This is a genomic window from Spirillospora sp. CA-128828 (assembly GCF_050945415.1).
Lineage (GTDB): Bacteria > Actinomycetota > Actinomycetes > Streptosporangiales > Streptosporangiaceae > Spirillospora.
Window position 1 is genome coordinate 7,810,983 of sequence record NZ_CP191986.1, and the last position, 15,290, is coordinate 7,826,272.

12 protein-coding genes are annotated in these 15,290 nt (G+C 70.8%); all 12 read left to right on the forward strand.

The genetic code is table 11. From position 1 onward, the window contains the following. The first annotated feature begins 286 nt into the window (after positions 1-286). On the forward strand, positions 287-2,449 hold the full coding sequence (locus ACQPXG_RS37590) for a hypothetical protein (RefSeq protein ID WP_433463901.1): 2,163 nt from the start codon (positions 287-289) through the stop codon (positions 2,447-2,449). A 1,313-nt stretch (positions 2,450-3,762) separates the two neighbouring features. Further along, positions 3,763-3,996 (forward strand): hypothetical protein, encoded by a 234-nt coding sequence (locus ACQPXG_RS37595; RefSeq protein ID WP_433463902.1) that lies wholly within the window; start codon positions 3,763-3,765, stop codon positions 3,994-3,996. 305 nt (positions 3,997-4,301) lie between these two features. Further along, complete coding sequence (locus tag ACQPXG_RS37600; protein WP_433463903.1) at positions 4,302-6,335, forward strand: ParB N-terminal domain-containing protein; 2,034 nt, start codon at positions 4,302-4,304, stop codon at positions 6,333-6,335. Positions 6,336-6,433: 98 nt separating this feature from the next. Further along, positions 6,434-6,961: a hypothetical protein gene (locus tag ACQPXG_RS37605; RefSeq protein ID WP_433463904.1), complete on the forward strand. Its 528-nt coding sequence runs from the start codon at positions 6,434-6,436 to the stop codon at positions 6,959-6,961. Further along, positions 6,958-7,956, forward strand: a complete 999-nt coding sequence (locus ACQPXG_RS37610) for a YqaJ viral recombinase family protein (protein ID WP_433463905.1) — start codon at positions 6,958-6,960, stop codon at positions 7,954-7,956. The genes ACQPXG_RS37605 and ACQPXG_RS37610 overlap by 4 nt, the downstream gene beginning before the upstream one ends. Continuing rightward, the gene (locus ACQPXG_RS37615) at positions 7,946-8,887 is read left to right on the forward strand and encodes a recombinase RecT (RefSeq protein WP_433463906.1); all 942 of its coding nucleotides are present in this window, start codon (positions 7,946-7,948) and stop codon (positions 8,885-8,887) included. Before ACQPXG_RS37610 ends, ACQPXG_RS37615 begins: the two co-directional genes overlap by 11 nt. A gap of 93 nt (positions 8,888-8,980) precedes the next feature. Beyond that, entirely contained in the window at positions 8,981-10,090 is a 1,110-nt protein-coding gene (locus ACQPXG_RS37620) for a DUF4192 domain-containing protein (protein WP_433463907.1), read from the forward strand. A gap of 162 nt (positions 10,091-10,252) precedes the next feature. After that, entirely contained in the window at positions 10,253-10,639 is a 387-nt protein-coding gene (locus ACQPXG_RS37625) for a hypothetical protein (protein ID WP_433463908.1), read from the forward strand. A gap of 124 nt (positions 10,640-10,763) precedes the next feature. Then, on the forward strand, positions 10,764-12,395 hold the full coding sequence (locus ACQPXG_RS37630) for an ATP-binding protein (protein ID WP_433463909.1): 1,632 nt from the start codon (positions 10,764-10,766) through the stop codon (positions 12,393-12,395). A 60-nt stretch (positions 12,396-12,455) separates the two neighbouring features. Next, positions 12,456-13,595 carry a DUF932 domain-containing protein gene (locus ACQPXG_RS37635; protein ID WP_433463910.1) on the forward strand — a complete coding sequence of 380 codons (1,140 nt, stop codon included), beginning with the start codon at positions 12,456-12,458 and terminating at the stop codon, positions 13,593-13,595. Between the two features lie 166 nt (positions 13,596-13,761). Next, the gene (locus tag ACQPXG_RS37640; protein ID WP_433463911.1) at positions 13,762-14,616 is read left to right on the forward strand and encodes a phosphoadenosine phosphosulfate reductase; all 855 of its coding nucleotides are present in this window, start codon (positions 13,762-13,764) and stop codon (positions 14,614-14,616) included. Then, positions 14,616-15,203 carry a hypothetical protein gene (locus ACQPXG_RS37645; protein WP_433463912.1) on the forward strand — a complete coding sequence of 196 codons (588 nt, stop codon included), beginning with the start codon at positions 14,616-14,618 and terminating at the stop codon, positions 15,201-15,203. The genes ACQPXG_RS37640 and ACQPXG_RS37645 overlap by 1 nt, the downstream gene beginning before the upstream one ends. Positions 15,204-15,290 lie beyond the last annotated feature (87 nt).

Consider the following 15,290-nt stretch of genomic DNA (forward strand, 5'->3'; position numbering starts at 1 on the left):
CGGATTCCGGGTTCCGGCGTGCTGGAATGGTGGGACGCAGCCGAGACCACGACCGACCGACGCCGATTGCTGGCGGCGGACACACGGCAGCGGGCCACGGCCCAGTGACCGGAGTCCTCACGGTTCGGTTTCACCGCTCGGCTCGTCACGGCGCACGCCTGTCTTTGGCAGGACGCGCCGCGGCGTGGTGCATGGCGCGTGGGCCTTGACCACATTCCCTTCGGGCGACCGCTTGAGGGGAGGGTGAGCGGCCCGGCGCCGCTCGTGATCGCCCGGAGGCGACACGATGAACAGTAACGATACACCGGACATCTCCGCGACCACCGAGTCTGCGGAGCCCGCTGCGGGCGTCACCGCGGCGGAAAACACGACCGAACCCATCCCGGCCGACGAGACCGGCGAAATCGAGTCCAGCGGAACCGAGTCCAGTGAGACGGCCGTCTGGTCCCGGTTCGGCGACGGGCCGCTTCCCGCGCTGCCGAAGATGGCGGCGGTGGGCCGGGCTTACAAGGTGGCCTCGGAGTTCGGGCTGCCGGAGGGGTTCGCCTCGGCCCTTTCGCATAGCGTCGTCGACCCGGCGGCGCTGAGGGCCGCGCTGAACAACCCGACCAGGATCAATGTCGCGGGCGGCACGATCGAGGTCATCGACGTCGACCTGTACACCCCCGGTCTGGTGCCGCTGCCCACAAACAACCGGACGATGGACATGCGGGTGTATCCGGCGGGCGGTGTACCTGGCCACCTCGGCCCGCTGACTGGACCCCGCTCCCAGCCCGGCACGGCCACCGGGCTGTGGATCGAGGCGCAGAGCGTGCAGCACGTGCTGGATGAGGCCAAGCAGGCCCAGGACTACGTTCTGGTGAAGAACCCGCTCAAGGACTCGGTGGCCGCACGAGGCATCGTGATGCCGGTGACGGTGGTCTACTTCGAGCTGCGCCACCGTGACGGGCAGTCGGCGATGCCGCTGCTGGGCACGGCCGACGGGTCCAGCCGGATCATCGGAGCCCACGCCGTGCTGAACCTGGTCGACCCGCGCACGACGCACTACAACCTGCCGGCCAACCGCGACTCCTACCGCCGGTTCGTGGACGAGGTCTCCTCCAAGGACCTGTCCACGCTCGGGGTGGCCGCGGCGCGCAGGCTGCGCTGGCAGCGCAACGCGCTGATCACCCCGGCGCGGATCTTCCTGCGGTTCACTCCGCAGCCCGAGGCTGCGGCCTACGACTTCGGGCGGGCGGTGGCAGCCTACGTGGGCATGCTGCACGTCGACCCGCCCCGGCCGTGGACGCCGACGGGCAAGCTGGAGGCGATGGCCGAGGCCGTCCTGGAGGTCCTGCGGTCGGCCAGCGTCCTGGACGACACCCTGCACGACTACCTGGCCGGGCTGCTGACGCCCGAGGCGGCTGAAGAGGCCGGCCTGCCCACCCAGCGCGACGCCCAAGCCGCCCACGTGCTGGCGACGCTGCTGAATCCCGAGCTGCGTGAGCTGATCGACCGAGGGATCATGGACGTCACCGCCAAGAAGTCGGTCACGGCGCCCCGCCGCATGGACGTCATCGCCGAACTGGCGCTGCGGCCCACCCGCAGTGCCGCCGCCACCCTGCGGCCGGGGGACCCGGTGCGGGAGAGGGCCACCGCCATGCGCGCCGCCTACCTGCGGGCCACGCACCTGCCCGCCTACACCGGGCGCCGCTGGCAGGTCACCGGCCGCGACCCCGACGAACTGCTCCAGGGGGCCCTGGCCGAGCTGGAACAGCCCGAGGTCGAGCAAGACAACCCCGACGCGTGGGGGAACCGTCTGGAGCTGTCGGCGCTCGCGCAGTACCACCTGACCGCCTACGACGCGCTCAAACGCGACCCGATGGGCAGCCGAGGCTCCGATACCCGCGGCCCCCAGGAGATCCTAGCCCTGATGCTGCAGGACGAACGCGGGCTCCGGATACTCCGACAGGCCATCGTGGACGGCCGTGCCGACCGGCCCCCCCGCCTGGTCGACACCGACGGCCAAATCATCCACGGCCAGGTCGGAGCCGACGGTGACGTCCGGCCCGTACCGGACGGGCCGGCGGTCACGCTGACCGACCGATGGCTTCGCTACGACGGATTCCCCACCGGCGGCCCGCAGATCCGCCCCGCCTCAATGCCGGCCGACACCCCGCTGATGAAGGCATCCCGGCTCCAGCACGACATCCTCCACCTCGTCGAGCAGATGGCCAAACACCTCGATGAGCTCGACCGTCTGGAGTCACCGGGAGGTGGCATGCTCCTGGACCAGCGCGGATGGCCCGACAGCGACACCAAGAACGCGGTCGACATGCTCGTCGAGGCCCAGTCCAAGCTCGGCTACTGGGGGAAGGTCGCCGCCCGGCAGGACAGCCGCACCGAACCGTCGCTGGACGAACCGGGTGACGAATACGGCGAACAGGCCGCAGCGGCCGACGACGAGTAAGAGACGAAGAGGGACGAGTCGCCGCAGACACCGATCCTGGAACAAGGGCGGCGTCTGCGGCGGACCCACACCAGGCCGCGGATCGAGCCGCTCCAGGATCCGGGTCGTCATCCAGGGGGTGAAGGCCGGGCTGTGAGCCCACTTCTCCTCAAACCGGACCGCCAGCCGCTCGTAATGCCCGGCCTCACTCGGCCATGAGCTAGCCCGTCCGTGCGGTACGCCGGGCAGCACCCGGCGCCGTCCGATCCGATCACTCAGCCGAGCCGCCGCAGGAAGACCGTTGGCACGGTCACGAATGCCGTCGTCGGCGGGCATCCCGGACAGCGTGTCAGCACCGAGCACGACGATCGTGGGCCCGCGCCGTCGCGCCCGCAGCCTCGGCATGCGGCACCCACAGCTCACTGGCCGGAGCGCACCGGCCGCAGAACCACGCCGTACAACAAGCCCGCCCGTCGCTCACCAGCCCATTCGGTCTGCAGGTCGGCCTCGGCCACCGCGAGCGCCGCCGAGCGGACGTCCCGACGTCACGGAGCCTGATCGAGCGGATCCGACAGCGCCGAACGGACCGGCGCCTCGGCATACGGCCCAACCAGGAACCCCTCCCGCACGGCCGTACGGACGAACCCCGTACGGCCCCCACCATCCGTACGGTGCCCTGTACGGACGACACCGAGCCGCCGCACCCGGCCCCGCTCGTACAGCCCGTGCACCTCGCCCATACGAGCCGCCGAACGGCCCCGCGTACGGTCCCGCCGCTGCACTCGTACGGCGCCATACGGCTGATGCCCATACGGCCCGTGCCGTACGGCCTCGCGCTGCTCGAACCGCCCGCCCGTACGGTCCGTGCTGAGCTGCCGCGTACGAGCCAGGACCGTACAACCGGAGCCGCGCGTCCGCCCGTACGGCACCCGGCGCCCGCCTCGGGTGCCGGGGAGCGACAGGCAAGTGGCAATGGAAGCGGCGGCCAGGTTGCGGCGAGCCCGAGCGGACGGCGCCCGAACCAGAGCCGCCGGATCCCAGCGGCAAGAAGCAGCCGAAGGAGTACTGGATCCCGATCCTCGCCAAGGAGATCCGTACGGCCGCCGAGAACGACCGTACGTGGGAGGCGGACTACCCCGCCCTCATGGCCCGTACGGGCTACCGCAAGAGCTGGTGCGAGAAGACCGTACGGGCCTCCAAGGACCTCGCCGCACACCCCCGTACGGGTGACCACCTCACCACCCGTACGCCGGTCGGCGCATGACCCGTACGCCCTCGCACGGGGGCTGTACGGCCCCGCCCGTACGAGCCCTGTATCCCCGCTTGGAGAACGCGTGAGCGTCGACCTGGACAAGGACTTCGACGACGACCCCGCCGCCGAGGACTCCCCCGGCGCTGAGCTGGAGGTCGTCGACGAGACCGCCGACCAGCTACCACCCGCCGCCCGCAGGCACATCGGCTACACCGTCACGGGCGTCTCTGTGCTTGTCCGCCACCTGTGGGACTCCCGCACGCTGGCCCCGGTACGAGCGGATGCTGCGCGCAGCCGAGGCCGTCAAGGACCATGAGACCGCGCTGGAATGCGCTGAGCGTCCATTCGTTAAACCAGGTGAGCGCCTCCTTGCTCCCTGTCCGGCGGCGCACCCAACCTCACCGTTCGTCGATCCGTCAACCCGGCGGCCGCCGGGTTGACGGATCGACGAACGGTGAGGTGAGCCGGCTGCCCGACGGACAGGGAGCGGGGGCGTCACCCCCGCACAGATTTTCTGGAGGCGCTCAGCGCATGAGCACGAGCAGTACTTCATTGTCGGAGAACCAGGCCGCACTTGGCGGTTCTCCGAAGGAGCCAGCCCCTCAGGAAGGAACGCCGCCGGTGACCTTCCAGGTCATCTCGGTGGACGACCTCGAACCACATCCCAAGCACGTGCGTCCCGACGTCGAGCCACCCCAGCAGCTTGTCGCCTCGGTCGCGGCGGGCGGTGTCGAAGAGGCGCTGGACGTCGTACCGAACCCCGAAGCCGACGACTCCTACTGGATTATCGAGGGACGCCAGCGCTGGGAAGCGGCACGCAAGACCAGGCGTCCCGACGTGCCGTGCCTAGTGCACTGGGACATGAACGAGGCCAGCCAGCACCTCCTGCAGTACCTCGCCAACGACTCGGAGATGCGGCACAACCACACCGAGCGTCAGCAGACGCTAGCACTGACGCTGGCGCTCAAGGCCGGTGCCACCCGCACTGAAGTCCGCCAGCGGCTTGGCCTGAAGGACAAGGACGTCAGGGCAGCTCTCAAGGCCGGCAAGCTCAGCGACTCCGGCTACCAGAGGGCAACCCAGGCGTTCGAGGGTTACCAGCCTTCGATTCCCGAGCAGGTGATCCTCGCGGAGTTCGAGGGTGACGAGGTGGCGACCGAGCGGCTGCTGCGCGGGCGGCGGTACGGGGAGCCGATGGAGGCGGTCGCCGAGAACATCCGGCAGGTACGCGCCGACGAGGCCAAGCACGAGCGGCTGCTCGCCGCGTTCGCCATCGCCGACGTCCCCATCACCGACGATCTGCCCGACGGTGCCGTGGAGCTGGACAAGCTCCGCGTCCACGACGAGCGCGAGGCCGGCGGTGGGAGCGACGAGGAGGGGGACTTCCACGACACCGAGCTGCACAGCGAGTGCCCGGGGCGCGGCGTGCACTTCCCCTACTCGCTGACCGAGCCGGTGGAGTACTGCACCGACCCGGTGCAATACGGACACGGGTTCGTCGATGCCCGAGTCGGGCAGCGGATGCGGATGCGGGCCGAGCTCGTCGAGGCGGGCGAGACCGTGACCGAGAACCTGCCCGCCGGTGGGTGGCGGGTTGAGCATCTGCAGGACAAGGACGGTCAGGAGCTGACCGCAGAGAACCACCGCCAGTGCCCGGGCGCCCGGGTGTTCGTAGCCGCGTACGGGCCGCCCGGGGCGGTGTACTACTGCATCTCGCCCGAGCAGTACGGGCACCGCAGCCGTACGGGCCGTGCCGCCAGGACCGAGGGCTCCGAGACCAGGTACGTACCGCCTCGCGATCTGGTGGTTAGGGCGAACCGTGAGTGGCTAACCGCGGCCAAGGCGCGGCGGGCGTTCCTGGCCCAGATGCTGCGGCGCCGTACCGCCCCTACGGGGACGATGGCGTTCCTGGCCGGTCAGCTGCTGGTCATGCCCGGCCCGGTGCGGACGGGCCTGGGGAACTGGCGCAGCGAGTCGCTCTTCCGGGAGTTCACCGGCAAGTCGATGAGCGAGGCGAAGGAGGAGGCCGAGCGGGCGACGACCGGGCGGCTGCACACGCTGGTGCTGGCCGAGCTGGTGGCCGCGATGGAGTACGAGATCGCCGGTGACGGTGACCGGCGCAGCACCTGGCGAACCGACCGGGCCAACCCGTACTGCACTCGCGACGAGGCGTCAGCGTACCTGGGGTTCCTGAAGGGCAAGGCCGGACACAAGCCGATGGCGATCGAGAAGGCCGTCATCCTCAAGATCCGCTACACCGGCACCGACCCCGACCAGGAGGCCGTCGAGGACAGTACCGCGCCCGCGGCTGCCGAGGACGGCAGCGCGCTGCTGGCCGTCGAGGCAGGTACCGGCCAGGACTCGGCGGCTGACGGCGCTGCCGAGTCCGTCGCGGCGGCGGCCAACGAGCACGCCAGCCAGCCGGACGGCGGCGAGGGGGATGGCGACTCGCGTCCCGACGACACCCCGGTGGAGATCCCGGACGAGGCGCCGGACGAGGCGCCGGACGAGGCGCCGGACGAGGCGCCGGACGAGGCGCCGGACGAGGCGCCGGACGAGGCGCCGGACGAGGCGCCGGACGAAGTGTCGGACGAGGCGCCGGACGAAGTGTCGGGTGAGAAAGGTGACGGCGGCGCGGCCGCCGAAGCCGCCTGACCGCAGGCGAGTCGAACATTTTGTAGCCGAGCCGGGCCGCCGGGCAGTGATGCCCGGCGGCCCGGCTCGCTTTCCCGGCAAGTCGGAGGAAGGAGTGGATGGTGACCCCCAACACGCTGCGGGCCGGCCGGACCATGATCGTCAAGCTGGCCGGCAAGTACCTTCTGGTGTTCTGCAGGGCCCGAGAGCAGCGTGAAGTTGCCTGGTGGTCCGGGCATAGTCGAGCCGCCGGTCTGGCCGAGGCGCTCGAGGTGGCGACCGGTATCGACGCCGCCGCGTGGGAGGACGTTGCGCAGGCGTACTCCCCGGACATCGAGGACACCGTGGATTCGGCCGGCAGCTGGATCGTCGTGCGGCTGGAGGAGCGGGTCGGCCGCGGCATCGGTCACTCCGGCGAGTCCGCTGCCAGAGCCTTGGCCCACGAGTTCGCCGCTGAGATGCAGGTGGGGCACCTCGCGCCGGTGCTGACTGCCTCTGAGGTCGTGGTCGTGGCCGAGTTCTTGCATGCCTACGGAAAGCCGGAGGCCGCCGAGAGGTGGCTGCGGATCCACCAGGAGTCCGACGGCGCAACGAGTCCAGAGGTAGAGGACCAAGCCGACCCGGCGGAAGGGACGGCCGACCGATGACCGCCCATGAACTGGACGCGCGCCCGGGTGAGCAGGTCACCCCGACCGGTGTGCTGGTACTGCCCAGCGAGGTGCCGCGGCCGCGGTGGCTGGCGGCGCGCCGCAGCGGGATCGGCGGGTCCGATGCCCTGGCCGTCGCGGGGTTGGATCCCTGGACGACCCGGCTGGAGGTGTACCTCACCAAGACCGGCTCGAAGGTTGAGCGTCCGCAGACCAACGACATGCTCTGGGGCCAGATTGTCGAGCCGGCGATCGCCGAGTACTTCACGCACCAGACCGGTATCGAAGCCGTCCGGTGCGGCCTGATGCGGCACACCGACCGGGACTGGCAGTTGGCGTCGGTGGACCGGCTCACGCGCGATGGTGGCCTGCTGGAGATCAAGAACACCAAGCATTGGCGGCGCGGGGAGTGGGAGGACGGGCAGATCGCCGACGGCGCCGAGGCCCAGACCCAGCACTACCTGGACGTCACCGGTCTTTCGCACGCGTGGGTCGCGGCGCAGGTCGGAGGCGCTCCGCCGCTGATCCGGCGGGTGGAGCGCGATGAGGCGCTGATCGCTGACCTGCGGGCGATGGAGGAGGAGTTCTGGGAGTTGGTGCAGGCCCGCACTCCCCCGCCGCTGGAGGGCGGCAAGGCTGCTGAAGACCTGGTCTGCCGGATGTTCCCGCGCGCGAGGACGGGCCGCAAGGTCGAGGTCGGTGAGCAGGGCCTGCGGCTGCTACGCGACTACCGGCGCGCGCACCTGGACGAGAGCGTCGCCAAGGCCCGCAAGCGGCGCGCCAAGACCGACTTCACCCACCTGATGGGCGAGGCCGAGATCGCGACCTACCGCGGCAAGGAGGTCGCCACCTGGGACAACGCATCCAAGACCTCGTATGAGCAGAAGGTGCTGGAGGAACGGTTCCCCGACGCCGCGGCCGCGGCTCGCCAGACCAACCACCACCGCAAATTCCTCAACAAGCTGCCCAAGGAGTTGATCACTGATGGGGCATGACCTCGGTGAGCGTGTCTCGGCCCGCCGTGCCGAGCAGACTTCCACCGGCCGGTCCCCCGACCGGAGCGGGGACGGTGGGGTCAGTGCGGAGAAAACGAAGCCGAAGACGCTGGAAGAACAGATCAAGTCCATGCACGAGCAGTTCCAGCTGGCGATGCCGCGCGGTAACGAGGCCCGTCAGCTCGTTCGCGACGCGCTGACGTGTCTGCGCCTGGAGCCCAAGCTGGCCTCCTGCGACGCCTTGAGCGTACTGGGATCGCTGATGACCTGCGCGCAACTGGGCCTGCGGCCGGCGGTGCTCGGGCACGCCTGGCCGTTGCCGTTCTGGGACCGGTACGCCAACGACGGCCAAGGCGGCTACCGGGCCCAGCTGATCATCGGCTACCAGGGGTACCTGGATCTGGCCTACCGGTCCGGGCTGGTGGCCGGTGCCAGCGCCCGCACCCGCTACTCCGAGGACGAATGGAGGCTGGAGTACAACCAGGACGGTGACCGGCTACACCACATCCCCCACGACGCCGGGCCGCGCGGTGAGCCGGTGTCGTACTACGCCCGTCTGCTGATCAAGGGCGGCGGGTACGTGCTGACCGACCCGATGAGCCACGCCGACATGCAGGACTACCGGGACAAGTACGCGCCGCGATCCAGCCGCAGCGGCGAGGTCACCGGGGTGTGGCGGACCGACTTCGAGTCCATGGCGCACAAGACGATGCTGCGCCGAGCGTTCAAGCTCGGGCCCAAGTCGACCGAGCTGGCGACGGCGCTGGCCGCCGACGACGGTGTGCGCGACGACGTCGACCCCCACACCAACGCCGCCGCGGTCACCAACCACCCCGTGCTCCCTGCCGCCATCGCCAACGTGGTCCAGGGCACGGCGGGCTTCGATCCGCCACCGAGCACGGCGGAACCCCAGGCGCACGACGCGCAGTAACCCCCGGACGGGCGCCGCCCGCCACCCTTCCGATGGCCCGGCCTGAAGGCCGGGCCATCGGCATGCCTGAACCCAACGTTTCTGGAGGTCGCCATGTCGCACACTGAATCTGCCTTCGGTGAGAACTCCGGCCCGTCGATGGTCACCACCCTGACCGAGATCGTGACCCTGATCCCGTTCATGCTCGGGTTCACCCCGACCGACAGCCTGGTTGTGGTGGGGATCGAGGACCCGCCCGGACCGGCGATGCGCGTCGCTCTGGCGCCGGCCGACCAGCCCGTCGGGGTCAAGGACGCCGTGGCGTCCGCGACGGGCGGACGGGTCGCCTCGGTCATGACTCGGAACCAGGTCACGACGGTGATTGTGGTCGGTTACGGCGACAGTGAGCCGGTCACCGCGTTCGGCACGCTCGTGGAGACCGAGCTGCGCGCGGCAGGCATACAGGTCCTCCAGGGTATCCGCGTTCAGGACGACCGATTCTGGTCCTTCACCTGCCTCGATTCACAGTGCTGCCCCCCGGAGGGGACACCGCTGAACTCGCAGACCAGCGTCGTGGCGGCCGAGGCGGTACTGCGCGGGTTCAGCGTCGCCGACAGCCGCGACACCGTCCAGGCCCGGCTTGCTCCAGTGGCCGGGGAGGAAGCCGACCGTGTGAAAGCCGCGATCAGAGAGGTCAGCGACCACCTCACCGATCGGACGCGGAACCTCAACCCGGCCGCCTGGCGGCTGTATCTGATCGAGCAGGGCGAGGAGCTGATCGATTCGGTCTACGAGCGGGTCCGGGGCGGAGTCATGTTCGAGATGGTCGACCACCTGGAGATCGCGCGGCTGCTGATCCTCCTCCAGGAGCCCTACAACCGGGACCTGGCGATGATCAGCATCGGCTCCGACCACGCCGCCGAGTTTCTGGAGTTCTGGGGCCAGGTGCTCGCGCGGGCGATCCCGAGCCTGGTGTCGGGACCGGCCTGCCTGGCCGCGCAAGCCGCGCTCTGCGCCGGCGAGGGCGTCATTGCCAAAGCAGCGGTTGAGCGCGGCATCGAAGATGCTCCCGACGACCCGGTGCTGATCCTGTTGCGCCAGATGGTGGACGTGGGCGCGAACCCCGATGAGGGACCGGCCGTCACCCCCGAGGAGTTCGACGAGGTCTATAGGGCGGAGATCAGGCAGCTGCGGCGCGACGCCCGGCACGACGGCGTGTCCTGACCCGGCCGCGCGCACCGAGCAGAACGCCTCCTCATCTCCGGCCGGATCCCGGCCCCGCCCTGCAGCGTCGGCGGACCTGGTCCGTACTGAACACCACCTCGACCTCCGGCCTGGTACCGCCCGTTGTTGGCGGCACCGGGCCGCCTTCGTTTGGAGCCCCTGATGCCTGTTTTCACCCGCCCGATTCCGCCGCCCCACCCGGTCCCGTCACGGCAGTCCGCCCCGAACGACCAGTCGCCGCACGAGGCGGTGATCCGGGCCGTTGATCAGCGGCTCGACGCCCTGCCCGCCACGCCCCGAAAGATCACCCGTGCGCTGCGGAGCTTGGGGTTCCGCGGCCGCCGCGACGACGCCGACGACTGCGTGCTGTGCCGCTACCTGATCGCTCACCTGCCGCCCGGCTACCTGATGCGGGTCGACGAGAAGCGAGTGCGGCTGTGGTGGCTGGACGTGTGGAGCGACCCGCTGTACGAGCGCGCCCTCACCCCGCCGATGACCGAGTTCGTCGTCGGGTTCGACGCCGGCCGGTACCCGGCCCTCGAGGAGTGACCACTCCGCCCGAGACCCACCAACCGGTGCCCAGCACTCACTGGGCGCGGCCCCTTCCGGCCGAGCGCAGCGCGCGGCCGCCCGTGCACCGCCCCCAGTCAGCCGACCGATGAGAGGAACACCGTTGAGCATCGCCAAGACCTTGTCCGCCGTGGTGATCGGCCTGGAGGGAATGGAGGTCGAGGTCGAGGCCGTCATGAACGCCGGCCCCCCGGCCCTGCATGTGATCGGGCTGCCCGACCAGGTGGCCGAGAGCACCAGCCGCCGGGTCCGCGCCGCCGCCCTCAACAGCGAGATCCGCTGGCCCTCCCGGAACCTCATCGTCTCGCTGTACCCGGCCAGCCTGCCCAAGCCCGGCAACACCATGGAGCTGGCGATCGCGGTCAGCGTGCTCGCGGCCGCAGGCGCGATCCCGGCGGCGGGCCTGGACAGCACCCTGTTCCTGGCCGAGCTCGGCCAGGACGGCGCGGTGCGCCCGGTCCGCGGTGTGCTGCCCGCGGTGCGTGCCGCCGCCGACCGCGGCGCGGCGACGGTGGTCGTCGCGCCGCAGAACGCGGCCGAGGCCTCGGTGGTCGACGGGGTGCGGGTCCTGGCGCCGCGGACGCTGACCGAGCTGTTCTACCGAGCGCGGCTCTTTGGGTGGCTGACCGGACCCGACGAGGATCCGGACGTCCCGCCGGCGCCCGCCGAGGGCTGGAGGCCGCCGTGGCAGCTTCGGGGGACGCGCCAATCGGCGGCGCCGGTGGAGCTCGCGCAGGCGCCGCTCCCAGCGGTGGCCCGCCGCGCGATCGAGGTCGCGGCGGCCGGTGGCCACGACATGCTGCTGCTCGGCCGCCCCGACCCCGGGGCGGGGTACGCGCCCGGCCGGGCTCTGGTCGCCGAGGTGCTCGCGGCGCTGCTGCCGCCGCTGGACCGCGACGAGCAAATGGCGGCCGCGACGATGTCCTCGCTCGCCGGGGTGCTGGACCCCGGCGACCCGATGCCCTCCACGCCGGTGTTCAGGACCGTGCACCACACCGTCTCGATGACGGCGCTGGCCGGCCGGATGACGTCTTCGGGTGCGCTGTCGCCCGGGGCGATGCTGCTGGCCCAGCACGGGGTGCTGGAGATCGGCGATGCTCCCGAACTGGAGCGCCGGGTGGTGGACAAGCTGCACCGCACCCTCGCCAGCGGGTGGATCCGCATAACCCGGGGCTCGATCGCGACGATGATCCAGCCGCGGTTCCAGCTGGTCGCGGGCGCGTCGATGTGCCCGTGCGAGAACATCCGCGCGGGCGAGTGCTCCTGCGCGCCAGCGGCGCGGCGCCGCTACCTGGCCAGGATCGCGCCGTTGGTGGATGACCTGCCGGTAAAAGTGCTGCTGGACACCGAGCCGGTCGAGATCGGCGGGGACAGCACCGCAGCGGTCACCACGCATGTCTGGGACGCCCGCGACCGGGCCCGGGTCCGGCTGGCCGACACCCCGTGGACCACCAACGCGCAGGTACCCGCCTCGGTGATACTCAGCCGGTTCCAGCCCGACGACCAGGCCCTGGAGCTGCTGAGCCGCCGCCTCGCCGGGACGTCGGTGCCGATCCTCAAACAGGTCCTTCAGCTGGCGTGGACGCTGACCGACCTGGCCGGCCTGCCGCTCCCCGGACCCGAGCAGATCCACCAGGCCCTCGCCCTGCACCACACGCCCGCCGCGCTCACCGGCGAATCCACCGCCCCTGAACAGCAGTCCCCGGAGCCCGGGACGACCGAGCCCGAGCGATGACCGCCCCGAGACCGTCCCGATTCCGCCGTCCGACCCGCACCTGATCTGGAAGGAACCACTGTGGCCGAGCTGCTCACCACGACCCGTAACGCCACCCTGCAGGACATGGCCGCGCTGCTGGAGCGCCAGCAGACCCGCAAGGTCGACATGGTCGTCGGCCCCCGCACCGTCCACGTCGAGCACGGCCGGCTCGTGGTCCACGGCGTGGAGCCGATGCTGACCCCCTCGGGGGTCACCTCCGCCGACGGCGTCTACCGGCCCACCGGCGTCGCCGACGAGGGACTGTCGGAGAAGTTCGGCGTCCCGCGGCAGTACCTGGCGCGGATGCGCGAGCACGCGGTCGACCTGTACGACGCCAACCTCAACGGGTGGCTGCACCGCGCCCCCGCCGACAAGCGGTACCTGCTGCGCGCGCTGCGCGGCGACAACGGCGGCGAGGGGATCGCCCGCGCGTGGCTGTCGGACGGCTACAAGCGGGTCGACAACCTCGACGCGCTGATGGCCACCCTGGACGGCGTCCGCCGCGCCGGCGTGGAGGTCGACATCGACGGCTGCGACCTGACCGACCGCCGCATGTACGTGCGGATCGTGTGCGAGCAGGTCCAGGCGCTGGCGCCGCGACTGCTGCACGGCTACCGATCCCCCTTCACCGGCGAGGCCGGCGCCGACAACCCGGTGGTGTTCGCCGGGTTCGTCATCACCAACTCCGAGGTCGGCCACGGAGCTTTCACCATCACCCCGCGGCTGGTGGTGCAGGTCTGCCGTAACGGCATGACCATGAACCGCGACGCGATGCGCAGCGTGCACGTGGGCGGCCGCCTGGAGGAGGGCGTCGTCACCTGGAGCGCCGAAACCCAGCAGCGCAACCTGGACCTGATCACCTCCAAGACCGCCGACGCCGTCGCCCACTTCCTGCAGCGCGAGTACGTGGAGGCCAAGATCGACGAGATCGAGCGGGAGGCCGGCGCACCGGTCCGCGACCCGCAGAAGACCATCCACGTCCTGGGCGACCAGCTGGCCTTCTCCGAGGCCCAGCGCACCGAAATCCTCAACCACTTCATCCGCGGCGGCGACACCACCGCCGGCGGGGTCATGCACGCCGTCACCAGCGTCGCCCACACCCTGCCCGACGCCGACGCCGCCCACGACATGGAGACCAAGGCCATGCGCGCACTGTCGCTGGCCGCAGCCCAGCGCTGATCCGCACCACCTAACCGGCACCACTTGACCGGCGCCAGCACAGCGCCGTCCGAGCGCGCCGCCGCCCCGTCCCGGATCCGGTTCCCACCGGATACCCCGGGGCGGGCGGCTGCCCGTCGCCATTTCCCGGCCCTTGCCCGACGGGACCCCACCGAGAGGAGCCCCCATGGCCTCCACCCACGCGCCGCCGAGCCCGGACGTCCGGCTCTGGCCGCCCGGCGTACCGCCCAAAACCTTCTCCTTCGGCGGCGGCTGGCAGACTGTCGCCGCGCTCACCCTGGCCGCCGCCGGCGACCTGGACTACGACACCTTCGTGTTCGCCAACGTCGGCGACGACTCAGAAAACCCCGGCACCCTGCGCTACCTGCACCGGTACGCGGCCCCGTTCGCGGCCCGGCACGGTCTGCGGCTGATCCAAGTCGACCGGAAGCTGCGCAACGGCAGCGTCGAAACCCTCTACGGCCGGCTGATGAAGGAGGGCTCGCGTTCCATCCCGATCCCGGTACGGATGTCCAACGGCGCGCCGGGCACGCGTAGCTGCACCGCCGATTTCAAGATCAAGGTGATCGGGCGGTGGCTCAAACAGCAGGGCGCCAGCGCCGAAACGCCCGCCACCGTGGCGATCGGGATCACCGTCGACGAAATCGAGCGCGCCAACAACCGCCGCTGCGAGCCTTACGAGAACATCGTCTACCCGCTGCTGGACATGGGTATCCGCCGCGCCGACTGCCCCGGCATCATCGCCAAGGCCGGACTGCCCCTTCCCCCGCCGTCCTCGTGCTGGTTTTGCCCGAACCACCGGATGGAGCAGTGGCGAGACATGCGCCGGGAGGAGCCCGAGCTATTCGCCAAGGCTTGCCACTTGGAGGAGACCATCAACCGGCGGCGGCACGCCCTGGATCGCGACCCTGTTTGGCTGACCCGCTTCAACGCTCCCCTGGCCCACGTCGTCCCGACCGACGCACCGCTGCCGCTGGACGACGGGGACGGCGCCTGCGACGGAGGGTGGTGTTTCACCTGATGAACAACCCATCTGATGCCGCCGAGCGCCGGCTGACTCTGGCGGATCTGCGGAACTGGGTGTTCCGGCCGTGCGGTTGCGTCGTCTGCTACCAGAACACTCTGACCTGGTACAGCGTTCACGAGCGCTGCCCGTGGGCGCAGGAGAAGCAGGACCAGGCCACCGAACGCACCTTTATCGACCTCGACCCTGATCGGCCCCGGCCGACCCCTGCCGAATGGCTTGCCGAGACCATCGCCTTCGCGGACCGCTGCTACACGGTGATGGCTCACTACGGGCCCGACCCCGCCGCTGACCCTGAAGGCGCGCAACGCTGGGCAGCGGAAGTGCGCCGGCAGATACCGCGTTACGGCCGTACTCCCGGCGGCCGCCCCATCTTCAGCACCACCGACCCCGACTACGGGCGCCTCCGGTGCGTCTGCGGATTCGTGTGGGCCGACGACCATCCGCCGGGCGACGGGACCGGCTGCCCCGAGCATCTGCGTCGTCCCCGCGACCCGAACTCCGCAGCCGAACAGCTGTACCGCCGCAGGTACGCCGAGTGGCTCGCGCAGTGGCGCCGCGGCCGCATCCACCTGGCGTCCTGACACCCCGACCGGACGGAGTTCCGCCGCCAGCCCTGTCACCGAAACCCTCATCGCCTCAACGCCCGCGCACCGTGCGCGGGCGTTCGC